This window comes from Enterococcus sp. AZ167 (assembly GCF_051714025.1).
In the GTDB taxonomy this organism is placed as follows: Bacteria; Bacillota; Bacilli; order Lactobacillales; family Enterococcaceae; genus Enterococcus_D; species Enterococcus_D casseliflavus.
The window spans coordinates 380,164-404,029 of sequence record NZ_JBIORB010000001.1; the positions used below are offsets into that span (position 1 = coordinate 380,164).

Annotated in this window: 20 protein-coding genes; 14 read left to right on the forward strand and 6 right to left on the reverse strand. The window is 43.0% G+C overall.

Annotated elements, in window-relative coordinates; translation table 11 throughout:
* The first annotated feature begins 30 nt into the window (after positions 1 to 30).
* Positions 31 to 2,109, forward strand: a complete 2,079-nt coding sequence (locus IGJ05_RS01770; RefSeq protein ID WP_266167118.1) for a glycoside hydrolase family 36 protein — start codon at positions 31 to 33, stop codon at positions 2,107 to 2,109.
* 192 nt (positions 2,110 to 2,301) lie between these two features.
* On the opposite strand, the gene IGJ05_RS01775 is transcribed toward IGJ05_RS01770, so the two are convergent.
* The 5 genes from IGJ05_RS01775 to IGJ05_RS01795 all read right to left on the reverse strand — a co-directional run bounded on the left by IGJ05_RS01775 (position 2,302) and on the right by IGJ05_RS01795 (position 8,372).
* Positions 2,302 to 2,973, reverse strand: a complete 672-nt coding sequence (locus tag IGJ05_RS01775) for a rhamnogalacturonan acetylesterase (protein ID WP_266167119.1) — start codon at positions 2,971 to 2,973, stop codon at positions 2,302 to 2,304.
* A gap of 10 nt (positions 2,974 to 2,983) precedes the next feature.
* On the reverse strand, positions 2,984 to 4,372 hold the full coding sequence (uxaC, locus tag IGJ05_RS01780; protein WP_266167121.1) for a glucuronate isomerase: 1,389 nt from the start codon (positions 4,370 to 4,372) through the stop codon (positions 2,984 to 2,986).
* A gap of 20 nt (positions 4,373 to 4,392) precedes the next feature.
* The gene (locus IGJ05_RS01785) at positions 4,393 to 5,904 is read right to left on the reverse strand and encodes a UxaA family hydrolase (protein ID WP_016610984.1); all 1,512 of its coding nucleotides are present in this window, start codon (positions 5,902 to 5,904) and stop codon (positions 4,393 to 4,395) included.
* A gap of 12 nt (positions 5,905 to 5,916) precedes the next feature.
* Positions 5,917 to 7,320 carry a tagaturonate reductase gene (locus IGJ05_RS01790; RefSeq protein ID WP_266167124.1) on the reverse strand — a complete coding sequence of 468 codons (1,404 nt, stop codon included), beginning with the start codon at positions 7,318 to 7,320 and terminating at the stop codon, positions 5,917 to 5,919.
* 71 nt (positions 7,321 to 7,391) lie between these two features.
* A complete protein-coding gene (locus IGJ05_RS01795) occupies positions 7,392 to 8,372 on the reverse strand; it encodes a LacI family DNA-binding transcriptional regulator (RefSeq protein WP_005229927.1) in 981 nt (326 codons plus the stop codon).
* A gap of 162 nt (positions 8,373 to 8,534) precedes the next feature.
* On the opposite strand from IGJ05_RS01795, the gene IGJ05_RS01800 reads away from it, so the two are divergent.
* A complete protein-coding gene (locus IGJ05_RS01800) occupies positions 8,535 to 10,748 on the forward strand; it encodes an AraC family transcriptional regulator (protein ID WP_317756182.1) in 2,214 nt (737 codons plus the stop codon).
* A gap of 61 nt (positions 10,749 to 10,809) precedes the next feature.
* Here the strand turns inward: IGJ05_RS01800 and IGJ05_RS01805 are convergent, their stop codons facing one another.
* Positions 10,810 to 11,697: a carbohydrate ABC transporter permease gene (locus IGJ05_RS01805; RefSeq protein ID WP_015509917.1), complete on the reverse strand. Its 888-nt coding sequence runs from the start codon at positions 11,695 to 11,697 to the stop codon at positions 10,810 to 10,812.
* Between the two features lie 259 nt (positions 11,698 to 11,956).
* Here IGJ05_RS01805 and IGJ05_RS01810 point away from each other — a divergent pair, with 259 nt between their 5' ends.
* The 12 genes from IGJ05_RS01810 to IGJ05_RS01865 all read left to right on the forward strand — a co-directional run bounded on the left by IGJ05_RS01810 (position 11,957) and on the right by IGJ05_RS01865 (position 23,825).
* Positions 11,957 to 12,925: an ABC transporter permease gene (locus tag IGJ05_RS01810; protein WP_005229934.1), complete on the forward strand. Its 969-nt coding sequence runs from the start codon at positions 11,957 to 11,959 to the stop codon at positions 12,923 to 12,925.
* Positions 12,926 to 12,940: 15 nt separating this feature from the next.
* Complete coding sequence (locus IGJ05_RS01815; RefSeq protein WP_266167130.1) at positions 12,941 to 13,618, forward strand: YesL family protein; 678 nt, start codon at positions 12,941 to 12,943, stop codon at positions 13,616 to 13,618.
* A 165-nt stretch (positions 13,619 to 13,783) separates the two neighbouring features.
* Positions 13,784 to 14,905: a glycoside hydrolase family 88/105 protein gene (locus tag IGJ05_RS01820; protein WP_266167131.1), complete on the forward strand. Its 1,122-nt coding sequence runs from the start codon at positions 13,784 to 13,786 to the stop codon at positions 14,903 to 14,905.
* Entirely contained in the window at positions 14,902 to 16,218 is a 1,317-nt protein-coding gene (locus tag IGJ05_RS01825; protein ID WP_317725834.1) for a glycoside hydrolase family 28 protein, read from the forward strand. Before IGJ05_RS01820 ends, IGJ05_RS01825 begins: the two co-directional genes overlap by 4 nt.
* The gene (locus tag IGJ05_RS01830) at positions 16,215 to 17,105 is read left to right on the forward strand and encodes a dienelactone hydrolase family protein (RefSeq protein ID WP_266167134.1); all 891 of its coding nucleotides are present in this window, start codon (positions 16,215 to 16,217) and stop codon (positions 17,103 to 17,105) included. The genes IGJ05_RS01825 and IGJ05_RS01830 overlap by 4 nt, the downstream gene beginning before the upstream one ends.
* Positions 17,066 to 17,983, forward strand: a complete 918-nt coding sequence (locus tag IGJ05_RS01835; RefSeq protein ID WP_266167135.1) for a pectinesterase family protein — start codon at positions 17,066 to 17,068, stop codon at positions 17,981 to 17,983. The genes IGJ05_RS01830 and IGJ05_RS01835 overlap by 40 nt, the downstream gene beginning before the upstream one ends.
* On the forward strand, positions 17,980 to 18,426 hold the full coding sequence (locus IGJ05_RS01840; RefSeq protein ID WP_266167137.1) for a DUF4064 domain-containing protein: 447 nt from the start codon (positions 17,980 to 17,982) through the stop codon (positions 18,424 to 18,426). Before IGJ05_RS01835 ends, IGJ05_RS01840 begins: the two co-directional genes overlap by 4 nt.
* Positions 18,423 to 20,015, forward strand: coding sequence for a glycoside hydrolase family 43 protein (locus IGJ05_RS01845; RefSeq protein ID WP_142973245.1), 1,593 nt, complete (start codon positions 18,423 to 18,425; stop codon positions 20,013 to 20,015). Before IGJ05_RS01840 ends, IGJ05_RS01845 begins: the two co-directional genes overlap by 4 nt.
* A 3-nt stretch (positions 20,016 to 20,018) precedes the next feature.
* Positions 20,019 to 21,512, forward strand: coding sequence for an extracellular solute-binding protein (locus IGJ05_RS01850; protein ID WP_266167138.1), 1,494 nt, complete (start codon positions 20,019 to 20,021; stop codon positions 21,510 to 21,512).
* 149 nt (positions 21,513 to 21,661) lie between these two features.
* Positions 21,662 to 22,495, forward strand: a complete 834-nt coding sequence (locus IGJ05_RS01855; RefSeq protein WP_266167139.1) for a sugar phosphate isomerase/epimerase family protein — start codon at positions 21,662 to 21,664, stop codon at positions 22,493 to 22,495.
* A gap of 165 nt (positions 22,496 to 22,660) precedes the next feature.
* A complete protein-coding gene (locus IGJ05_RS01860; protein ID WP_266167140.1) occupies positions 22,661 to 23,533 on the forward strand; it encodes a VOC family protein in 873 nt (290 codons plus the stop codon).
* 64 nt (positions 23,534 to 23,597) lie between these two features.
* A complete protein-coding gene (locus IGJ05_RS01865) occupies positions 23,598 to 23,825 on the forward strand; it encodes a hypothetical protein (RefSeq protein ID WP_005229963.1) in 228 nt (75 codons plus the stop codon).
* The last annotated feature ends 41 nt before the right edge of the window (positions 23,826 to 23,866 follow it).

Genomic DNA, 23,866 nt, shown 5'->3' on the forward strand with positions numbered 1-23,866 from the left:
GGCAGTATACAAATGAAAGGAGACCGTTATATGCAAAAGTTACGCACGGTCGTGTTTGGCGATATGACGATCGACTACTATCAATCCGCCGAATCTGTGGAATGGGTCCTTAGCCCAACTTCTTTGCATCATGAAGTACAGCTACCTAAAAAGACCAAATTTGATTCCTTGATTCAAGCAAAACTGATAGGTGATGATTACCCAAAAGGGTTCAGCACAGGGAGTACGATGCGGAATAGTGCAACAGTCAAAAGCCTTCGATTAGTGAAACAAATCGATAAACAGGAATCGAATAAAAAAGAAATTGCTACCATCTTAGCTGATGATAGAGGAAATCACTATACCCATTATGTAAGCTGGCAGATAGGGTTTCCAGTAATAGAAACTTATGTGACCTTTGAAAATCGGACGAAGATTCCCCAGATGCTTGAAATGTTGGCAAGCTTCTCATTGAGTAATCTTAGTCCATTTTATGATGAGAATCCAATAGGCAATTTGAGCTTGATCCGCTATCAAAGCAAGTGGAGTTTTGAAGGGCGTAAAACCATACAATTGCTTGAAGACTTACAGCTTGAGCCCTCATGGAAGCCTTCTGGTGTAGGATTAGAAAAATTTGGGCAAGTGGGTTCGATGCCAGTTAGAGGGTGGTTTCCGCAAGCGGCAATCTATGACAAACAAAAGGATATTACATGGGCAGTTAGTCTTGCGCAACCAGGATCATGGCAGTTTGAAGCGTATCGTCTTGATGAGGATTTTTGTTTGTCGGGTGGATTAGCAGACCGAGATTATGGCCATTGGCTAAAAGCTGTTATGCCGGGTGAAGTTTTTGTCACTCCAAAAGCATACCTAACCGTCACTTGCGGGAATGAAGCAATTGCCGCCCAAAGATTAACAAAGATATTGACGTTACCTTTGGCACAAAAACAGCATCCTACGGAAGAGGATTTGGCAATCCAATTCAACGAATTTTGTACATCTTGGGGACGACCAACAGAAGCTATGACTTTGAAAAATTTGGCTGCCTTAAAAGGGAAAGCGATTCAATATTATGTCATTGATGCTGGCTGGTATGCCAATCAACATGGATGGGAACGTAGTCATGGTGATTGGCAAGTAAGTTCGTCACAGTTTCCCAATGGATTAGAGACGGTGATCGCTGCTATCAAGCAGCATGATCTGATTCCGGGCATTTGGTTTGAAATTGAAACAGTCGGAGATCAGTCAGTTGCCAGTACGTTTTTTGAACATCTATTGAATAAAGATGGACAGCCTCTAACCGTCGGCAATCGACGCTTTTGGAATATGCGAGATCCTTGGGTCATTGACTATTTACAAGAGAGAGTAATCAATTTTTTAAAGTACTATGATATCGGATATTTGAAAATCGATTATAATGAAAATTTTGGGATCGGTTTTGATGGGAAGGAATCTTTTGGCGAAGAAAGTCGCTTACAGCTGTTGGCAATACAGGCATTTATTAAACGCATTCAGCAGCAATTGCCTGATTTAATCATCGAAAACTGTTCGTCAGGCGGTCATCGCTTAGAGTATTCAATGATCCAACTGACGGATCTGTCGAGCTTTTCTGATGCTCATGAGGCAATCAGTGTCCCAATCATAGCAGCAAATTTGCATGACCATCTTTTACCGAGACAAAGCCTGATTTGGGCGGTCATTAGAAAGCAAGATTCACCCCAACGGTTGTTTTATTCTTTGATCAGTACCTTTTTAGGAAGAATATGTCTATCCGGCGATATCAATGAGCTTTCCAAAAAGAAGTGGAAAGTGATTGATGATTGTTTCGTCTTTTACGATCACTGTCGTCCTTTGATCAAGGATGGAACGACAACTGTCGTCCGAAGTGAGATTCTTTCCTATCGAAAACCAACTGGTTATCAAATCGTTCAACGGGAACTTGGTGATCAAGCCTTGCTCATCATTCATAACTTTGACCAAACAATGGTTGAACTACCTATGGATTTTCGTACGATTCTTCATACCTGCGGATTTGAGTGCCAGGGAATCCAGCTTCAAAAGAAGAAAAATAAGTGGTACCTTTCTTTTCCTTCTCCCTTAATGGGGTGTGCGATGCTCATTAAGCTTCGTTAGCATTTTCTTTCTATCAAAATTCAATCATTAAATAGCCTTTTAAACTAAGTAGAATAGAGGAAGTGACCGCTCAAAGTTAGACGAAAAATGCTAACTTTAAGCGGTCACTTTCAAATTCTGAAACGAACCAGTTTGGGGGATACATGGTTTCTTCTAATCTAAATGGGGAAGATTCAACACGAACAATGAGTTTCAATCTAACAAAACTTGTTGTGCAAGCGGTAATGGAGCATTTGTCAAACATTTGGCAACTAATTTGGCGACGGCTGTAGCACCTTGGTCATTCAAATGCGTGTTATCCGTAATGCCGGCTGGATAATTGGGGTGCTGGTTTTTTTCTAAATGAAGAAAATAGGTTTTCGCCTGTTGTGGTTCCAGTGCTGAAAAGAACCGTTGTGTTGCGACAAAAAGATCCAGACAGACCACATCCAAGGAGGTAGCCAAAGCACGCATTGCTTCTGGGTAAGGACCGACTGCCAAAGGATCAAGTTGCTGTTGGTCCACGTAATGCAAACGAGTGATCGAGGTCAATAGGATCGGTGTCGCTTGCTGCTGGCGTGCCGTTTGCACGAAGGTTGCTAAATTATGCTGATATTCTACAGGTGTCGTACCACGACTATCTGTTTTTTGATCGTTGTGTCCAAATTGAATCAAGAGATAATCACCAGCATATAGTTCTTTTTTTGCCTGCAACAAGCGTCCTTCTTCAATGAAGCTTTTGGAGGAACGCCCATTTTTTGCCAAGTTGACGATTTGATGCTGGGGGAGATAGCGTGAGATCTTTTCACCCCAGCCCGTTTCTGGATGAGCGCTAGGCTCTTTGATCGATGCGGTGGAATCACCGACGATGACGATTTTTTCCATTGTCTTTCTCCTAAAATTTGAAGTAGTTGTTGGCGTTTTGATAACAGACATTTTCTACTAATGGTTTTAGCTGACGAAGATCAGCAGGTGCTTCACCACGTACAACGATCTCAGCAACCCATTCACAAAAGACGCGTCGGAAATATTCATGACGGGTGTAAGACAAAAAGCTTCTTGAATCCGTCAGCATGCCGACAAAGTTAAAGATCACACTGCCGTCTGCGAATTTCGTCAATTGGTGACGCATGCCTGCGCGGGTGTCGTTATACCACCAGCCAGATCCTAACTGCAATTTATTATTGCCTTCTTGCTGGAAGCACCCCATCAAAGCGACGAGTGCATCATAGTCATTGGGATTTAAGGAGTAGAGAATCGTTTGAGGCAAATGGTCCTGCGCATCAGCAGCGTTCAATAATTTCTGCAAGCTTTGAGTCAGTGGTTGATCATTGATGCCATCGTAGCCCGTATCTGGTCCCAAGCGCTCAAACATTCGTTGATTGCAGTTACGGTACGCATGGACATGCAGTTGCATCGTCCAACCATGTTCGTGATACAGCTTCATCAGTTCAACTAGAACATTGGTTTTGAAGAACGAGACTTCGTTTTCCTCCAAAGATTCTCCAGCTAATGCTTTGGCAAAAATTGCTTCCAGGGATAACTGTTCGTCTGCAGCATACACTAAAGTATCCAGTGCATGGTCAGACAAGCGGCAGTGATGCTGGTGAAAGTAGGTTACACGGTCCTGCAAGGCTGTCAAGAAAGCATCGTAGGTAGTGACCGCGTTTTCGACACTCTTTTCGAGTTTGGTAACATAGGTAAGAAAATTCGGATGGTCGATTTGTAACGCTTTGTCAGGTCGAAAGGTCGGCAAGACCCGAAAACGTTGCTCGGTTTGGCTTAATTGGTGATGATAGTGAAGATCATCGACTGGATCATCTGTGGTGCAAACTATCTCGACGTTACTGCGAGCAATCAAAGCTCTTCGGGTAAAGTCTTTTTGCTGCAATTTTTCGTTGCATAGCCTCCACAAAGTTTCGGCATTTTCTTCAGTAACGGGAAGATCGATCTCAAAAAATCGCTTTAATTCTAAATGGGTCCAACTGTAAAGGGGATTTCCCACCAATTTTGGCACTGTTTGACACCATGCCAAAAATTTTTCATAATCACTGGCATTGCCCGTAATCGCTTCTTCGGGTACGCCACAAGCGCGCATCAATCGCCATTTGTAATGATCACCACTTAGCCATGCCTCGGTGATAGTTTTAAACGGCCGATCCTCATAGATTTCTTTCGGGTCTAGGTGGCAGTGGTAATCAATAATCGGCAGCTCTTTGGCATAGTCATGGTATAGTGTTTGAGCAATTTCATTTGGCAATAAATAGTTTTCATTTAAAAACATGTCGGACCTCTTTTCTTTGATTATAGTGTCACGCCATTTTTAAAGATGGCGATCTCACGAACGTTGTTGGCTTCATTACGCGTCGGTTTTCCACTGGCAGTATCGATGATCGCTTGAATAAAATCTTCCAGCACGACCTCCATCGGCTCTTCCAACAAGCGGCCAGCGTTGAAATCCATCCAGTGGGGTTTCTTATGATAAATCTCTTGATTCGTGGCAACTTTCATGGTCGGCACATAGGCACCAAATGGCGTGCCGCGACCAGTGGTAAATAAGACGAGTTGGCAATCGGCAGAAGCCAGTGCAGAAGCGGCAACAAGGTCGTTTCCTGGACCTTCCAGCAGGCTCAAGCCTGGCTTACGGAGTTTTTCCCCATATTTTAAGACATCGACGACAGCGGAAGTCCCAGATTTTTGAGTACAGCCTAATGACTTATCTTCTAGCGTAGTGATGCCGCCTGCCTTATTGCCAGGAGAAGGATTTTCATAGACCGGTTCACCGTAGGCAAGGAAATAATCTTTAAAGTCGTTGATTAGATGGAGAATTTTTTCAAAGGTTGCTTCATCTTGTGCACGCGCCATCAAGACTTGTTCAGCGCCAAACATTTCGGGTACTTCCGTCAAGACCGTACTGCCACCTTGAGAAACTAAAAAGTCAGAAAATGCCCCCAACAAAGGGTTGGCGGTGATCCCAGAAAACCCGTCGGAACCCCCACATTTCAACCCGATCTTTAGCTCACTCAAGGGAACGGCTTCACGTTGATCCTCTTTTGCTGCTTCCAGTAATTCTTCTAATAAGCTTTCGCCGACCGCAATTTCATCGTCGCTTTCCTGTGCCACCATAAATTTGACGCGCTTTGGATCGTAGTCACCCAGGTTTTTCTTAAACTCGGGAACGGTGTTGTTCTCACAACCTAAGCCAAAGACCAAGACGCCACCGGCATTTGGATGATGCACCGCATCAATTAAAATTTGACGGGTGTTTTGATGATCTTGGCCTAACTGAGAGCAGCCGTAGGGATGTTTAAGGATCGTAATATGATCAAAAGTGCCAAGATCCGGATGATTCTTCTTGAAGTTTTCAACAATGATCTCTGCGATGCCATTGATACAACCAACTGTTGGCACGATCAGTAAATCATTACGAATTCCAACTTTGCCGTTTGCCCTACGGTACCCTTGGAACGTCGCAGCCCTTTTTGGATAACGGACGGGATGCAAATCGGGGGCATAGGTGTATGTTAAGGTACCAGAAAGGTTGGTTTTGACATTGTGGGTATGCAACCATTGGCCAGTTTTCACGTCAGCTAAGAGATGTCCAATGGGATAGCCATATTTGATCACGTCTTGTGATTGTGCTAGGTCTTTGAGGGCGATTTTGTGTCCTTGTGGAATATCCTCAAAAAGGGTGATCGTTTTGCCTTCAAATGCAAGGGTCGTTTTAGCAGCTAGTGGTTTTAATGCGACTGCGACATTGTCTTTAGGGTGCAATTTCAATAGTTGCGCGGGTGTTTCTGTTAATGTGCTGGACATAAAGATTCTCCTTTATTTTAAACTTGGCTCAGGGGTGTCAATCGACGCAAGTAACTGGCGGGGTCTGTCTTGTTTTAGGCATGCGCACATTTCATTGATTGTCTCTGTCATAAAGCTCAGGTCTGCATGCCAAAGTTGCTCATTTTTTAATAGAGCTGCGATCTGTTCTTCTGCTGGTAATTGTTTCACTTGTTGAAATATGGTTGTCACTAGCTCATCATCTTGAAAGGGTCGTGTGAGATAGAAAGTCAGCAATCCTGCCAGTGCGGCAGTGATTCGTTTTGGTACCTGCTGGTTTTGTTGGACATAACGACTTAAGACTGGTTGAAGACGCGCACGGAATTTTGAGACGCTGTTTAAAGCGATCGATTGCAGCTGATGCTTCACATAAGGATTTCTGAAGCGCTCTTTGATTTGGTCCGCATAAGCTGCAAGCTGCGCTTTAGGCAAATCAAGCATTGGAATCAACTCTTCCTGAAAAAGACCATCCAAAAAGGCTGCAAATTCACGGTCGTTCATTACTTCTTCAACGGTTTCTAAACCCGCTAAAAGAGCGAGGGGAACCATCGCCGTATGAGGACCATTTAATAAATGTACTTTTTGTTCACGGTAAGGAGTTATATCTTCTGTCACGATCACATTCAACCCAGCTTCTTGCAAAGGGAGCTTTTCGGCTACGCCGTTTCCTTCGATCACCCATAGCGTAAAGGGTTCCGCAGTGACCATTACGGCATCCTCATAGCCAAGAACCTCTTGGTATTGAGCCACTTTGTCGCGAGGATATCCTGGAACGATCCGATCGACTAAGCTGCAGCAGAAGGTGTTTTCTTTTTCTAACCAGTTGACGAAGTCTGATTCCAAAGACCATAATGCGGCATATTGTAAGACGATCTCTTTTAGTTTTTCCCCATTCCGATCGATCAATTCACAAGGAATGATCAAAAATCCCTTTTTTCGTAGTTGAAAACGACGATACAAAAGAGCGGTCAGTTTTGCGGGAAAACTTTGGGGAGGGGTATCGTGTAAGGTATCCTCTGGGTGAAACGCAATACCTGCTTCCGTCGTATTAGAAACGATAATCTCAAGTTGCTCGTCTTCGGCTAAAGCAAGATAGTCTTCCCATTGCTGATAAGGATTCAGCACTTGATCAATGGTGGAGACGACTTCAAATGTTTGAGATAAAGCGCCATCGACAAGTCCTTCTAAGATAACGGTGTAGAGATTTTCTTGTTGTGCCAACAGCTCTTTCAAGCCGTGATCAATCGGCTGTACCACAACGGCACTGCCGTTAAAAAGACCGTTCTTGTTCATTTGCTGCAGCTGCCAGTTAAAAAAGCCCCGCATAAAATTGCCTTCCCCGAATTGAATCACTCGGGCTGGATAGGTTTGATGGGGTTGTTCGGTAATTTTTTTCATAGAATCCTCCTTAAAAAATAGTTATGCACACGTTAACATTTTTTGCGTAAGCGCTCTTGAAAACAAGAGGCTTACAACGATTGACGAATGATTAACGAGGTATCAAAGAAATGTTGTTTCTCAACTACTTGATTGGCAAATGCTTGCAACAGCAGGGTTGCTGCCAATTGACTCATTTCATAGACTGGTTTGCGGATCGTTGTTAATGGGGGATACGTATAGGGAGAAAAAGAACTATCATCAAAACCGATGATACCGATCTCCTCAGGGATCTTTCGTCCTGCTTGATGACAGGCATTGATCGCACCGATCGCCATGTCATCATTGGCGCAAAAAATCACTTCAGGTGGTTCAGGTAAAGCGAGTAGTTGCTGGGCACCCAGCTGACCGCTTTCCAACGAGTAGTCGCCAGCTACAAAGTATTCTTTCGGGCAGACAAGCTGCTTTTCTTGAATCGCTTTCATAAATCCTTTGCGACGCTCTCTAGCGGAGCCAAAGGAAGCGATCCCTTCGATCATGGCGATCTTTCGAAAGCCTTGTTCAAGCACATAGGTGATCATTTGATAGACCCCTTGGGCATCATTACTAGTGACATTCATCAAGGTTGCATCCTGCAATTGACGATTCAAAACGACGATGGGAATGTTTTTCTTTGAAAGAGCAGCGATAAAACCGTCATCACGATCGCTTTGACTCATCACGATCGCTCCATCGAGGCGATTCGGCTCTTCATCAAATGTATCGGATTGCAATAATTCATGAACCGCCAAAGTATATTCGGATGGTAGGGTATCACTGATTCCTTTGATCACTTCGACTAAAAAGCTATCGGAAGTACCAATGGATAGATGAGAAAAATAAAGACCAATGATATAGGATTTTTGATTCACCAGACTTTTGGCATTGACATTGGGCACATAGTGTAAAGATTCAGCGATGGCTGCGATCTTCTTTTTTGTTTCTGGCTTAATTAATGGGCTATCGTTTAGCGCACGAGAAACAGTTGTATGTGAAACACCAGCGACTTTGGCGATATCTTTGATCGTGACCATAGAAAACCTTCTTCCTTTTTGCTTGATTTAAGCATAGCTTGTTCCCACGAGAATGTCAATACACCAAGGATGCACACGTGAAACATTTTTCAAAATAACATAGGAACTTTTTCTGGGATGTGCTAGTATAAAAGAAGATAGTCAGGTAATGGGAGGGAGTCTATGAAATTCTTTTTAAGCTATCATCAAACGTCCAACTTGTTTTATAAAATATTTATTTTGATTTTTCTAATTGGTAGCGCTCTAATCATTGGGTTTAGTGGGGTCATTTATCATCGAACGTATCAAAACATTCAAGAAACATTTTTGCAAAGTCAACATAATTTGGTCAACCAAGTCAAAGAAAATCTGGATCAAAAAATTCAGATGGTGGAGTATGCCTTTTCTACATACAGTAGCACACAAAGCTTTTCCGATACGATGGAACAGCCGTTTTCTGTGACGAATTATCGACAAGTACGAGAGATCAATTCACAACTGGCTTACATTGGTGTGATGGGGATCGAAAACGCCAGTTACCAATTGGTGAATTTGAACCAGCATTGGAAAATCGAAGAAGGCTCCTTAAAACAGATCGATGATACTGAACTTGCTGCTTTTCAAGCGTTGATCGACAACCAACGCTACTTGTATTGGTTACCAGAAGATGGCTATTTAAAAATGGTGATGACGCTGCCTGTGTTTCGACAGGAAACCACTGCTTTGGGGATCGCTGAAATCCAAGACCATACCATTGCGCAGTTGGTGGCAGATCATGAAGATTCCTTTTTGAATATTTTTCATGCAGACGGACAACTGCTTTTCGATAATGGTGAAGTGATCGATTCTGCCTTACAAGAAACAATGATTGCAGCTGCCCACGGCGATGGCATCTTCACTGACAAAGAAAACAATAAGTATGTGGTCACACAATCGGATTACAATCAGTGGTATCATGTGATCCGCCTGGCGCCTGCTAGCGTTTCACAAGCAATCCGTGAATTAAGAAGCGGTTTGATCGTGATTGGCAGTCTTTTGATCATCCTCTTTTTATTAGTATCCTATCGCATTGCGATCGTGGCTACCTCACCCATCAATCGGATCGGTGAGCTTTTAAAGCCCAAAAAACAAGGTCAGAAATTAGAAGTCAATCAGTTGATTTCCGATATCGACCAGGTCTTACATCAAAACCACGATCTCTCCGTCAAAGTCGAGCATCAAAAGCCCGAATTAGAATCCTTGTTTCTATTAAACTTGTTTCGCGGCTGTATCTCAGAAGAAGATATTCACTTAAAACTGTCACAATTTGGGTATGAAGTATCCAAAACAGAACACTTTGCCGTATTACTGATTCAAATCGATGATTTGTGTGGACGAGAAACAGCGACTATTGATATTTTCTTGCTTGCCATCGAGAATCTCGTTTCTGAGATCATTCCAGCAAATTTGCGTTTTCAACCAATCATCTCCAGTCAAGAAACCCAAGGAACGATTTTAAAGCTTCCTGAATCAGTTGACCAAAAACAAGTATTAACCTATTGTCAAAAGATCCATCAAGCGGCAAAAGATTACTTGAAAATCAAAATAAGTTGTGGGGTCTCACAATCCTACGACCGCCTCGTAGAAACCAAATTAGCGGTTGATAACGCCAAAGAAGCCTTGCACTATCGAATGAATTTAGGGGAAGAAGTCATTATCTTTTTTGACGACATTGCAGCACAATTAGACAATAATGCGATCGTTCAATACCCTAGAGAAGCAGAAAGCACCTTTTTGGATGCGATGCGTAGTGGGGAACTAGCGACCATCAAAGCGAGTTACACGGAAGTCGTACGGGAAATCATTCATGAAAACAAAAATCCGTTGACGATTGAAAGTGCCTTGTTTAAGTTGATCAACAGTATCGTTCAGCTAGGGCAACTCTTAGGAGCGGATCATACCAGCTTGCAGAATAGTCGTAAAGTTTATCAATCCGTGCTCAACCAAACTAGTTTGTTCAAAGTTGAGCAAATCATCTATCATGAGTTAGTTTTACCTATCGTTGAAACGACACAAGCCAAAACAGATCGAGAAATTCGCTCCTTGTCTGAAAAGATGGTCTTGATCGTACACCAACAATACGATCAAGATCTCTCCTTAGATAGCATTGCTGAACAGCTGCATTATAATGCCAATTACTTAAGTAATGTGTTTAAAAAGGAATTATCCATCAATTTTGCCGATTACTTACAAAACTATCGGTTGCAAATCGCCAAAAAATGGTTGCGGGAAACGGATATGACGATCAAGGAAATCGCAGCCAACCTTCAATATACCAACTCTCAAAACTTCATCCGCTTTTTCAAAAAGAAAGAACAGATGACCCCTGGAGAGTATCGCAAACGATCCAAAGACTAAAAGAAAAAAAGCGCTTTTTGATCGTTGATCAAAAGCGCTTTTTTTCTTTGCTACCTGTTGGTTACCCTTTGACGGAACCAACCATTGCACCTTTCACGAAATACTTCTGGACAAATGGATAGGCGATCAACATTGGCAGAGTCGCAACGACGATCACGGCCATTTTTACGGATTGTGCTGGGGGGACAACATCGACACTAGCGGCATCAGCGTTCATCCCGCTGGAGACGATCACGATTTGTCGAAGGAGCACTTGGATCGGCCATTTCGCTGAATCATTGATGTACAAGATCGCTGATTGATAAGTATTCCAATAACTAACAGCGTAGAACAAAGAGATCGTCGCAATCGATGGTAAGGAAAGGGGTAAGATGATACGGAAAAAGACGCCCCAATCAGAGCAACCATCCATTTTTGCGGATTCCTCTAAACTATCAGGAATCCCTTGGAAAAAGTTTCTCATAATGATCATATTATATGCACTGATGGCGCTCGGTAAGATCAATGCCCAGAGAGAATCGATCAAGCCGAGGCTTTGTACCAAAATAAAACTTGGGATCATCCCACCGCTAAACAACATGGTAAATACGACAATAAAGTTGAAGATGCCGCGTCCATGCAAATATTTTCTCGAAAGAGCATAGGCCATAAAAGAGGTCAAGATCATTGAAAGAACCGTTCCGACGATGGTCACGAAAAGGGAAACACCAATACTCGTAAAAATCGTGGGTGTCGAGAGAATATACCGGTAAGCATTTAAGCTAAATTCACGTGGGATAATGATAAATGTTCGTGTCGCGATCTCAGAAGAAGAAGCAAAGGAGCTTCCGAGAATGTTTAGAAAAGGTAAGAGACACGTTAAGGTGAAGAGTAGTAGAAAGCCAATAATAAATCCTTGAACGACCCGTTCACTTTTCGGGCGGTTCGTTTTTTTCAGGGTTTGTTGCATAGAAAAAACCTCCATCTTTTTTTACTTAAATAGGTACTTCCAACGTATCATGAGGCGGGGACAACGTATATAATCACTTTTACATGTTAAAAAATTCACAATAGTGATAAACGTTGATAAATCAAGGGTTTTCCAATTCGATTGAGAAATAATCCTAAAAAATGTATGCCTTTTCAAAGCTGAGAAAATGATTATATACGTTATCTTTTTTTCACGCTACCATGGGACTATCAAATCAAAAAAATTCGGAGGAACAAGTATGGAAACAAAAGTTGATAATTACTTCTCACCACTTAATGAAGAAGAACAGCGGCTGCGGCTGAAAAAGAAAAAATGGGCGCAAATCAGAAAAAATCGTGCCCTCTATATTATGGTATTGCCGGGGATTTTATATTTTCTTATTTTCCGTTACATACCAATGGGCGGTTTGGTCATCGCTTTTCAAGACTACCAACCATTCTTGGGGATCCTAGGAAGCCCCTTTGTTGGCTTCACTCATTTTATTCGGCTCTTTACTGAAGATACCTTCGTGATGTTGATGCGCAATACACTGATCATGTTTTTCTTAAATATCACGATTTCTTTCCCTTTTCCTATATTATTGGCACTTATGCTAAATGAAGTAAACAATCGCCGTTTGAAAAAAGGGATTCAAACCATCATTTATTTGCCTCATTTTATGTCGTGGGTCATCGTTGTTTCCATCTTCTATGTTTTATTAACGACAGAAGGTGGTGTAATCAATAACATGATCGAAAGTCTTGGTGGCGAACGTATCCCGTTTCTAACAAGCCGCACGTGGTTGCGTCCAATGTACATTTTCCAAGATCTTTGGAAAGGTGCCGGTTGGGGGACGATCGTCTATCTAGCCGCTATTACCAATGTTGATGAACAGCTTTATGAAGCTGCGGATATGGATGGGGCTGGCAAGCTACGAAAAATGTGGCATATCACATTGCCTTGTATTCGTCCAACGATCGTAACCTTATTGATTTTAAAGATCGGTTCGATCTTAGATATGGGCTTTGAGCATATGTTCTTGTTGATGAACTCAATGAACCGTGAAGTTGCCCAAATCTTTGATACCTTTGTCTATACCGCCGGGATTCAAAATGGTCAATTGAGTTACTCGACAGCTGTTGGGCTGTTTAAAGGACTTGTTGGCTTGATCCTCGTTATCTTTGCGAATCGTTTGGCGAAAAAAATTGGCGAAGACGGGATTTATTAAGAAAGAAGGGATCACATGACGATCGAAAAGATCACGAAAATCAACGAAGGATTACTCGCATTTTTGACGCTGATCGCACTTCACTTTCTTTGGCTCAGTGTGACTCTCCTGGGAGGGGTCCTCTTTGGCATTGGCCCTGCGTCGTATGCCATGATGAAATATTATGATCGCTGGCTTCGTCTTCATGAACGACCACCTTTGATCAAAAGTTTTTTCTACTATAGTAAAGAACGGTTCCGACAATCGGTGCTGATCAGTTGGTTGTTTCTGATCATTGCAGCGATCGTGATCACCAACATATTTGCGCCATTTCCATGGTTTATCCAAGTAGCGAATGTCCTCTTTTTGATTGCGTTTCTCTTTTTATTCATGCACGTGTATACCGTCATGGCAGCCACCAACTTTGTGACCGTGTTTGAGATCCTGCGGGGGAGTGCGTTGTTAGGTTTAGGCTATCTGCATTATTCGATCATAAGTTGGACGATTTTGATCGTTGGCTATTTAGTCCTGGGCAGTTATTTCTTGATCGGCCTCTTTTTGATGGGTAGCAGCTTAGTTGGTGGTGTTTTTGCCCTTGCTAGTAAAAAAATTCTTCAAGATATCCACCCAGTTGAAACAGATCAGGTGGTTTCAATAACGGCATCGACTACGGAACAAACCGTTTCCAGCAAAGGAGAGGAGGTCATTATCTAAAGAAAACGGCTCAAAGACTTTTACTGGTCCGCAAACAAAACGGTTACTAGAGAACACCTGAAAATAGCAAGACAAGCTGAACCCTCATGAAATACAGCCGGTAAAACGGATTCATTCAAATAGCTCTATGAATTGAGGAGACTACAATAAAAGGAAGTATCGTACATGAAGAACTATTCGGAAATTGCTTTGAACACATTATTTGAGCGCTATGACTACTTATGCAAAGAAAAAATTTATCACGGAAAATGGTCCTATGACATCGGGGTCGTTTTACAAGGCGTGAAAGAAGCCTATGAGCAAACTGGTGACAAACGCTATTTCGACTATATCCAAAACACGATGGATTTTTATATTGACGAAGACGGTTGTATCAAAAACTATCAGATGGATGCGATGAATATCGATTACATCAATAATGGCAAATGTTTATTCTTACTATACAAAGAAACAGGTGCTTCAAAAAACAAGATCGCCTTGGACACGCTGTATCAACAATTACAGCAGATGCCAAGAACAAGCGAAGGCGGGTTCTGGCATAAAAAAATCTATCCTTATCAAATGTGGTTAGATGGCTTATATATGGGGGCCCCATTTCTAACAGAATACGCACTGACATTTGAGAAAGAAGAAGCATTGGAAGATGTAATCAAGCAATTCACCTTATGCTTTACTCATACCCTAGATCCAAAAACGGGTCTTTTGTATCACGCGTGGGATGAACAAAAAGTCCAGCCGTGGGCAGATCCTGAGACCGGTTGTTCAAAAAATTTCTGGGGACGATCAATGGGATGGTTCATGATGGCTCTCGCAGATACGATGGTGCTATTAGGGGAATCAGAGCAGAAGAATCCATTAGAAAAAATGTTTGTCTCCTGTCTAGAAGCTCTTGCTAAAGTAAGAGATCCCCAGAAAAAAGTGTGGTATCAAGTCTTAGATAAAGGCAGTGAGCGTGGGAATTATTTAGAAGCATCCGCTTCTTCAATGATTTGTTACGCAACAGCGAAAGCAGTCAAAGCAGGGATCATCGATCAAAAATGGCAAGTGTTTGCCCAAGAGACCTATCAAGGATTGCTTGATGAGTTTGTCTTTTTAACAAAAGAAGGCTGGTTGAATCTGATCAGAAACTGTGAAGTTGCTGGTCTTGGTGGCCCAGATGATCGGGATGGTACGTTTGTTTACTATATCAGTGAACCCGTTATCACGAATGATTTCAAAGGATACGGTGCCTTTTTACAAGCGAGTTTACTGCTACAACCACTAACGGAGGAAGGAAGCAAGAAATGAATATCCAATTGACTACAGCTGATTTACAAGAAAAAGAAGGTCTGTTGACAGAAGCGATTCAAGAAAAAATTGATGAATTGCATCAACAAGGAGGAGGCAGAATCACTTTTTCCGCAGGACGCTATCCGACAGGTGCGCTCTTTTTAAAAAGTAACATTGAACTGCACCTACTATTGGGGGCGACCCTAGTATTTTCTGATGATCCCAAAGACTATCCCGTCGTTGCGTCTCGCTGGGAAGGGGTCAAACGGGAAGTTTATGCCTCTTGTTTATATGCCGAGAATGCGGAAAATATCGCTGTCACAGGATTAGGAATGCTTGATGGACAAGGGCAAAGATGGTGGAAGACCTTTCGGGAAAACCGTGAACAACTTGCTTATCCACGACCTAAATTAATCAGTTTTGACTCTTGCCAGCAAATTACGTTGAAAGATATCCGTCTTGTCGATTCACCAAGTTGGACCGTCAATCCGATTCTTTGCCAAGATCTAACGATCGATAATCTTCGCATCAAAAATCCAGCGGATTCGCCAAATACGGATGGGATCGATCCTGAATCTTGTAAAAATGTCCGCATCAGTAACTGTCATATCGATGTTGGTGATGATTGTATCGCCATCAAATCAGGAACGGAGGACACCAAAGAACGGGTCGCTTGTGAGAATATCACGATCGTAAATTGCCATATGCTTCATGGGCATGGGGCAGTCGTTCTAGGTAGTGAGATGAGCGGCGATATTCGTAATGTCACCATCAGTAATTGTATTTTTCAAGATACCGATCGTGGGATTCGGTTGAAATCCCGTCGGGGACGTGGCGGAACGATCGAAGATATTCGAGTGAATAACATTGTGATGGATAATGTTATCTGTCCATTCACTTTAAATCTTTACTATTTCTGTGGACCGAAAGGCAAAGAAAAGTATGTTTGGGATAAAAATCCGTACCCGATCACCGAGGAAACCCCTCATTTTCGGAGAATCCATTTTGCAAATATCTCGGCTCGGAATGTTCATGCGGCCGCTGGGTTTGTTTATGGCTTGGCTGAACAATTTATTTCAGATATCACTTTCCAAGATATTGCTGTCTCTATGGCTGAACACCCAATTCCAGGAAAGCCTGCAATGATGACAGGTATCGAAGAGATGACAAAACAAGGCTTTTATATTGGCTGTGGACGGAATATTCAGTTTGATCGTATCAATTTGGAAGGCGTAACTGAAGCGTTCCATATCGAGAATAGTCGGGAAATCACCGTCACACAATCATTTGAGAATCGTCAGCCTCTGGCATTTCAAGGAGATTTTTTGTGAGGGATCCTCAGTTACTACAGCTGCTAGGTCCTGATATGAAAGTTGCACCACAAGTGGTTCAGCAAACAAAAGAGCAAGTGCAAAATTATACTTTGGAACATTTACTTCTACGATTAAATCAAGAAGAGGATGTCCCTGCATACTTTGCTTATCCTAGCTCTCAGCAACCTGTTCCACTCGTTTTGTTCAATCATTCTCATGGCGGCGACTTCACGAGGGGGAAAGAAGAACTACGACAAAGTCCGTGTTATATGCAAAAAGAAAGCCTATTCGCGACATTTATGAAGTTGGGCGTCGCCGTTGGGGTGATCGACATGTGGGGCTTTGGCGAACGAAAAAACGGTGAGAATGATAGCTACAAGCGGTTTCTGTTGCATGGCAAAACATTATGGGGACAACGAATCTATGACAATCAACAGTTTTTGACCTATCTTGCTTCCCGCAAAGAAGTGAAACATTCCGCTATCGCCACATTGGGACTTTCTATGGGCGGTTTGATGAGCTGGTGGTTGGCAGCGCTTGATGAACGGATATCAGTGGTGGTGGACATGGCAGCACAAGTGGACTATCAAGCATTGATCGAAGAGGACTGTCTAAGCAAACATGGGTTTTACTATTATGTTCCTAATGTGTTGAAAGACTTTACGACTGTGGCGATCCAAAAACAGATCGCACCACGCCCGCGTTTGAGTTTGGTTGGCAAAGAGGATCGTGGCTGCCCCTCAAGCGGCGTCGCTCGTTTGGATCAGCAGATCGGGCTGCATTATGAAGCAATAGGCTACAAGGAGCATTGGCAGGCGTGTTGCTTGCCAGGCGGTCATGAAGAAACCAAGGAGATGAGAGCGCAGTGGATCGAATTTCTAAAACAGCACCTCCTATCAAGCTAAAGGTTAGTAAAGAGCCGCAAAAGGGTGATTTTACGAGTATCCAAGCAGCCGTGCTGGCTGCTGAAGCCTTAAAAGCACCTTGTGAAATCACGATCGCCTCTGGCGTGTATCAAGAACAGGTGAAAATCTATAAGAACCAGCTTACGTTGATTGCGGAACCTAACACGTTCTTATGCTACCACTTGGCTGCCGAGCAAACCGATGAAAATGGGCAAAAAAGAGGAACGTTTCAAACAGCGACGCTCTTTATCAATAGCCGAGAAGTCTTTGTAAAAAACCTGACTATCATCAATGACGCAGGGTATGGGCGAGCAGTCGGGCAAGCAGTTGCCGTCTATATCGAAGGGGATGACATTCGCTTCGAACGCTGTCATCTCGATGCTTTTCAAGATACCTTGTGCCTGGGTCCATTGCCAAAATATACCAAAGAAGGCGAACCAATGATCAGTCCTTGGCGAAAGACAATCTTTGACCAACAACAGAGTTTGTTTTTGCATTGCAGGATCAGTGGAACAGTCGATTTTATTTTTGGCGGTGGTTCCGCCACCTTTGAAGAGTGTCGCTTGCATTGTAAAAATACACCACAAACGAACTACGTTACTGCTGCCTCAACCAGCAAACAAGCAAGCGGGTTAACCTTCGATCGGTGCCGAGTGACAGGGGACAAAGCCTATTATTTAGGCCGTCCTTGGCGTAATGACGCCAAAGTCACCTTTTTATCCTGCTGCTTTGATCAACAGCTCGCCCCTTGCGGATGGTCTGATTGGGGAAAAACAGCAAGCCACCAAACGGTCACATTCACGGAGCGAATGTGTTGTTACCAAAGAAGTCCCCAACGTCCTGAATGGGTGACTCTTGAAGGAGTGATAGAAAAATGAGCAAGGCAAAATGGTCTGGCTGGATCGGGATGGTTCTCGCTCTGGTGTTTATGGGCGGCTTTTCCTTGGCGATCAATCAAATGACTGTCCAGCAGTTCGAAGAGATCTTTCAACGTGCGTTTCCCACTATACTGAATCAAATGACGGCAGAAGCAGCATTGGCGCAATTTCAAACACTCGGTGCTTGGTTTGGCTTCACGCTGTTGGCACTCCTGATATTGGTTTCAGTGGCGACGATGCTTGTTCGCTATCGTAATTATCGAAAGCAATCTTGTGCTATTTATTTTTTGACTGGTGTCGTGACATTGATTGGTAGTCAAATGATCGCTTTTCCGATTGCCTTTTGTTTCTTTTTAGCGGCGGGTTTTTGTTTTCTCCATCGCGATGACAGACACAAGAAAAAAACAACGGACGCAGTCAGCAAACAAGGAGGGGTTGCATGAAGGCAATAATCAATAATCCGATTTTAAGAGGGTTTCATCCTGATCCGAGTATTTTAAAAGTCGAGGATACTTATTATTTAGCGGTTTCTTCCTTTGAGTGGTTGCCAGGAATTCGGGTCTACTGTTCTCAAGATCTAGTCAATTGGTCCCATGAAACAGATATTCTGACCAATCAAGTGGATTTATTAGGCAACGCAGCAAATTGCAGCATTTGGGCACCGCAAATCAGCTACGCAAACGGACAATACTATTGTGTCTATACAAATGTTCGCAACACGACACGCCCCTTCAAAGACTGTCGAAACTATCTCATCACGGCTCCTACGATTCATGGGCCATGGTGTGAGCCCATTTACTTAAATGGTAGTGGCTTTGATCCGTCCTTGTTTCATGATCAAGAGGGGCGTATCTGGTTATTGAATGCGCTTTGGGATTATCGTAAGGATACACCAAATAAATCGGTGGGGATCGTGCTCCAAGAATACTCTGAAGCACAAGGGTGCTTGATCGGTGACAGAGTGCCAATTTTTTCTGGAACCCAGCTGGCGAAGACTGAAGCACCGCATCTTTATTACCACAATGAGTGTTATTACTTACTGACGGCAGAAGGAGGAACGGGTGCAGGTCATGCGGTAACAGTTTGTCGTAGTAAAACCATCACTGGACCTTATGAAGTAGATCCGCATTTTCCCATGATGCGTGCCTATCAGCGCGAAGATTCCCCTTTTCAATGTACAGGTCATGGCAGTTTGACGATTGCGCCATCAGGAGAATGGGTCATGAGCTATTTGATGACTCGGCCAGTAGAAGGGGCAGCGATCCTTGGACGAGAGACAGCACTCCAAACTGTCTATTGGGATCACGAAGGATGGCTGCGTCTTAGCAATAACGATACGATCCCAGATCAAACCATCAGGCTCGCTAGCGACGCTCAGAAGCAAAGGGCATCACCTGCTGTTTTTATTGATGACTTTAAAGGATCGTTGCAAAAAGCATGGAACGGTAGACGATTGCTGCCCAATGAAGAGTGGTGCAATCTGAGTGAGCGACCAGGGTATTTGCGATTGATCGGCGGAGAATCGATGCAATCGAACTTTCATAAGCACTTATTGGCGATTCGTCAACAAGACTTTTGTTTTGAAGCTGAAACAGTGATGGAATACCACCCCCAATCGTTCAATCAGATGGCTGGATTGTCGCTTTTCTTAAATGAAGAAAACTATTTGTTTTTCTACGTAACCTATGATGAAAAAGAAGACAAGGTCCTTCGGTTGCTGCGGTGTTGTGAAGGAGAATTTCACTTGTTCCCAGATAAATTGCCCCTCGCTGCTGCAAGTGAGCCGATTGGATTGAAAGTAGTCGGTTCTTATCTAGAAGCCCAATGGTTCTATCGGCAATCACAAACGTGGCATCCCTTTAAAAAGCAAAACATCCAGTTCTTGTCTGGTGGTTTTACGGGGAATTTCATTGGAATCAGTGCCCATGATTTAGATCACTTTGGCAAAAGCTATGCCGATTTTGAATATTTTACGTATCAAGGGAAAGATCCGCTCGATGATGGCTCCCTAAAAATAGAGAAAGAAGGTTAACAAATGAAAAAGTTGAAAGTTGCAAGTTTATTATTATGTGCTGGACTGTTTTTAGCAGGCTGCGGTGATGGTGGAGGTTCACCTGAAGGACCAGAAAGCGAAGGGAAATCAAGTATTTCTTGGATGGCGATGCTACATACTGCTTCCCCACCATCTGGAGATGTCACGCAAAAGCTAGAAGAATACACAGGGGTCGAGATCGACTTTACGTTGGTGCCAGATGCTTCAAAAACAGAACGCTTGAATGCAGCATTGGCGTCGAATTCTTTAGCAGATATCGTTAGTCTGACAGAACTCAATAACACAACCGTCCGCAGCTCACTCGCATCTGGAATGTTCTGGGATGTGGAACCCTATTTAGAAGAGTTCCCGAATTTGGCAGAAATTTCCGAAGATCGGTTAGAGTCTTCTCGAATTGATGGTCGAATCTACGGCGTTCCGTTTTTAAAACCGATCGCGCGTTATGGCGTCCTTGTCAGAAAAGATTGGTTGGATAATTTAGGCTTGGACGTGCCGTCGACATTAGAAGAATTAGCAGCTGTCGCCCAAGCCTTTACGGAAGATGATCCAGATGGAAACGATGCGGATGATACGGTTGGTTTCGTAGAGCGTGATGAGTCCTTTAACGTTGGGTTCCGTTCACTTTCAGGTTACTTTGGTGCAGACAATTGGTTTACGATCACGGATGATGATGAAGTGATGCCATCCTTTATGCAACCAGAATACAAAGAAGCAATGGAATGGTTCCGTAATATCTATGATAACGGCTGGATGAATTCTGATTTTGCGGTAATGGCGAAAAATGATCAGAAGAACTATATCGTTCAAGGTCGTGGTGGGATCGTATTGAGTGGTTTGCAAGAAGTACGTAACTACATTGATGATGCAGCTGGTACTGATGAAGAGCATATGGAATGGGTCTTGATCAATGATATCGTCCATGAAAATGTGGAACGTCGTATCCTTTCTGATACCAATGGCGGAATGGGCGGCTGGTTAGCCATTCCGAAAAACAATGTTGAAACCGAAGAAGACTTACGTGTTGTTTTGAAATTTATCAATGATTTGATGGACGAAGAGCCGTTTACGTTGATGACGCAAGGGATCGAAGGTGTTCATTATGAAATTGATGATGAGGGTGTCTATGTCCGTTTAGATGATACGAAGTGGCAACAAGAAGTACAACCATTTTCTTCGTCTCGTCCATCAGAATTAGTAACAGTTTTCCCTTCAAGCAACCCATATGTCAACTTAGCCAATGAAAAGATTCGCGAAAATGAAGAGTTTGCGGTGATCAATCCTGCACAATCGCTGACCTCTGAAACCTATGATCGTTCATGGTCAAGCTTGATTGAAGGAATCTCAGACGCTTACTACCAATATATGACTGGGGAAATCGAGATCGATGGGTTTGATACAGCGATTGAAACCTTCTTAAGAAATGGTGGACAGCAAATCATTGACGAGTTCACGGAAGACTATCGTTCACAACAATAAAGGTCACAAAAGGTTCTGATCATCTATTGAGAAGAAATAGATGAAGTGAGGAGCCGCTACTGCTGAATGATTTGAAGACCAAGACCAGTTGAAGTGATTCGCTGCTTGGTCTTCTTTTTGCTTCAAAAGCAGTGAAGAAAGGAGAAGCTATGTTTCAACTAACTGTTCGGGGGCATGATTTAAAGAATTATGGGTCCCCAGAAGAATTAGCGCAAAAAATTGCCGCCCAAAACATTCATAACATTCAATTTGCATTAAATAAATCCTTCCCACAATGGGCAGAGCCAGAGCAATTAAGCCCTGGTTTAGGCCGCTTTTTCAAACGAGTTTTTGGTCAATCTCACGTTCAGGTCGCTTTATTAAGTTGTTATTGTAATCTGATCCATCCTGATCTGGAAAAACGGGAAGCGATTTTATCCAGATTCGAGACCTATCTCGCACATGCCAAATATTTTGATGCAGCTATGGTCGCAAGTGAAACTGGTTCGGTTTTGCCAAATATGGGGTATACCGAGGAAAATTTTAGTGACGTCGTTTTCGATGATTTGGTTCAGGTGATCAAGCGTTTGGTCCAAGTGGCTAAGAGACATCAAGTGATGCTAGGAATTGAAGCGGGCTTGAATCATCCACTATCATCGATCGACCGAATCGAAGAATTGCTGGAACGGGTACCCTCTGACTATTTAGGGATCATCTTTGATCCAACCAATCTGATTACTGCGAAGAACTATCAAGAGCAAGTCGCTTTGACAAGGGAAGCTTTTTCTCGCTTTGGCGATGCCATCGTTTGCTTGCACTTGAAAGACTATCAAGTAATCGATGGGAAAATCAAGGTAGTCCCATTGGGAGAAGGAATGATTGATTATCAACAACTATTGGCCATCACCGCTGAATACAAGCCTTATTGTTATGTTGTGTTAGAAGGGACGACCGAAGAAGCGATGCAGCCAGCCATTTCACTGATTGAAGCATTGAAAAAGTGAGGCAGATGTCTTTGATTGTGACTGATGCGGAAATGCTTTATTTCAAGGAATCACGGGAGATCACGGAATCCTTTCCTCAACAAGCAGATTTATTTACTTACTAAAAGTTAGTGCTATACTTAAAGGTACAAGTGAATTTAACTGTTTAGAAAAGAGGAAATAGCGATGAAAATGATTCAATCCACCTATCAAATCGATGCAGCAGCCGCAATTGGCAAAGTCGTTTTAAAAGTAGCAAACATAGAAAAAATGAGCCAGTTTTATTCGGACGTGATCGGCCTGACTTTATTGGAGCAAAGTGTAGATCACGCGCGATTAGGCGTGGGAGCGCAAGCGCTTTTAGTTCTAGAGAAGGTGAGTGATCCGTTGCCTTTGACACGGAAAACAGGCCTTTTCCATACGGCGTTTCTTTTGCCTAGCCGTAAAGACCTAGGAAATATGCTGATTCATTATTTGGAAGCCAAAGCTCCCCTCGATGGTGCCAGCGATCATGGATATAGTGAAGCGTTATACCTGACCGACCCAGAAGGAAACGGGATCGAAGTGTATCGTGACAAACCGATGAGTGAATGGGATATTCGAGCAGATGGTGAGATCGTAGGCGTTACTATCGAAATGGACGCGCAAGGCGTGCTGGGAGCCGCTGACCGATCTCAAACGACCTTTCCAGTTGGCACCACGGTGGGGCATGTCCATTTGAAAGTGGCGGACTTGGCAAAAACAGAAGAATTCTACACAGAAGTTTTAGGCATGCGTTTGACCTCAGATTTTGGTAGCCAAGCAAAGTTTTTTGCTGCTGGTGCGTATCATCACCATATCGGATCGAATATTTGGATGGGAAGAAATGTTCCAGCTATGGAAGAACAGGATCTAGGCTTAGCGTACTTTACGATCGTTTTGCCAGCTTTGGCTTTTTCTACGTTACGAAGTCATCTAAAGGCAAGTGGCGTTTCGTATGAGTTAGAAACAGACAGCCGCTTGCATTTGACTGATCCGAATGGGATCAATCTGATCATCGAAAGAAAGAATCAGCCTTAAGATGGAGGTTTTTTCATTCATGAAATGAGAGAATAACCTATAATCGAGTAAAAGGAGAGCAAGCATGAAAAAAAACGGGGCGGGACAATCACTATTTCTAGCATTATTGATCAGCATGGGCTTATTTTTCTTTGTCCAAGGGAAACAATTAATAGAAAGTGGGGCGTCTCCTGTGATTTTTATTGCTTTTTCGGCTTTTGCAGGAATTATCGGAGTTGGTGTCTATGGTCTTCAAGCAATAATGAAGCAGCATCGGCGCAAAGCCATGGTACCAATCAAAACCAAAAAATAAAGAAACCGACCAATCTTAAACAGGAAGATTGGTCGGTTTTT

Bases quoted from the DNA above. Each gene is read 5' to 3' on its own strand.
- IGJ05_RS01795 (WP_005229927.1), bottom strand. From the start codon at position 8,372: ATGGTCACGATCAAAGATATCGCCAAAGTCGCTGGTGTTTCACATACA.
- IGJ05_RS01785 (WP_016610984.1), bottom strand. From the start codon at position 5,904: ATGTCCAGCACATTAACAGAAACACCCGCGCAACTATTGAAATTGCAC.
- IGJ05_RS01810 (WP_005229934.1), top strand. From the start codon at position 11,957: ATGGAAACAAAAGTTGATAATTACTTCTCACCACTTAATGAAGAAGAA.
- IGJ05_RS01790 (WP_266167124.1), bottom strand. From the start codon at position 7,320: ATGAAAAAAATTACCGAACAACCCCATCAAACCTATCCAGCCCGAGTG.
- IGJ05_RS01840 (WP_266167137.1), top strand. From the start codon at position 17,980: ATGAGCAAGGCAAAATGGTCTGGCTGGATCGGGATGGTTCTCGCTCTG.
- IGJ05_RS01815 (WP_266167130.1), top strand. From the start codon at position 12,941: ATGACGATCGAAAAGATCACGAAAATCAACGAAGGATTACTCGCATTT.
- IGJ05_RS01775 (WP_266167119.1), bottom strand. From the start codon at position 2,973: ATGGAAAAAATCGTCATCGTCGGTGATTCCACCGCATCGATCAAAGAG.
- IGJ05_RS01770 (WP_266167118.1), top strand. From the start codon at position 31: ATGCAAAAGTTACGCACGGTCGTGTTTGGCGATATGACGATCGACTAC.
- IGJ05_RS01845 (WP_142973245.1), top strand. From the start codon at position 18,423: ATGAAGGCAATAATCAATAATCCGATTTTAAGAGGGTTTCATCCTGAT.
- uxaC (WP_266167121.1), bottom strand. From the start codon at position 4,372: ATGTTTTTAAATGAAAACTATTTATTGCCAAATGAAATTGCTCAAACA.
- IGJ05_RS01865 (WP_005229963.1), top strand. From the start codon at position 23,598: ATGAAAAAAAACGGGGCGGGACAATCACTATTTCTAGCATTATTGATC.
- IGJ05_RS01850 (WP_266167138.1), top strand. From the start codon at position 20,019: ATGAAAAAGTTGAAAGTTGCAAGTTTATTATTATGTGCTGGACTGTTT.
- IGJ05_RS01855 (WP_266167139.1), top strand. From the start codon at position 21,662: ATGTTTCAACTAACTGTTCGGGGGCATGATTTAAAGAATTATGGGTCC.
- IGJ05_RS01825 (WP_317725834.1), top strand. From the start codon at position 14,902: ATGAATATCCAATTGACTACAGCTGATTTACAAGAAAAAGAAGGTCTG.
- IGJ05_RS01820 (WP_266167131.1), top strand. From the start codon at position 13,784: ATGAAGAACTATTCGGAAATTGCTTTGAACACATTATTTGAGCGCTAT.
- IGJ05_RS01800 (WP_317756182.1), top strand. From the start codon at position 8,535: ATGAAATTCTTTTTAAGCTATCATCAAACGTCCAACTTGTTTTATAAA.
- IGJ05_RS01805 (WP_015509917.1), bottom strand. From the start codon at position 11,697: ATGCAACAAACCCTGAAAAAAACGAACCGCCCGAAAAGTGAACGGGTC.
- IGJ05_RS01860 (WP_266167140.1), top strand. From the start codon at position 22,661: ATGAAAATGATTCAATCCACCTATCAAATCGATGCAGCAGCCGCAATT.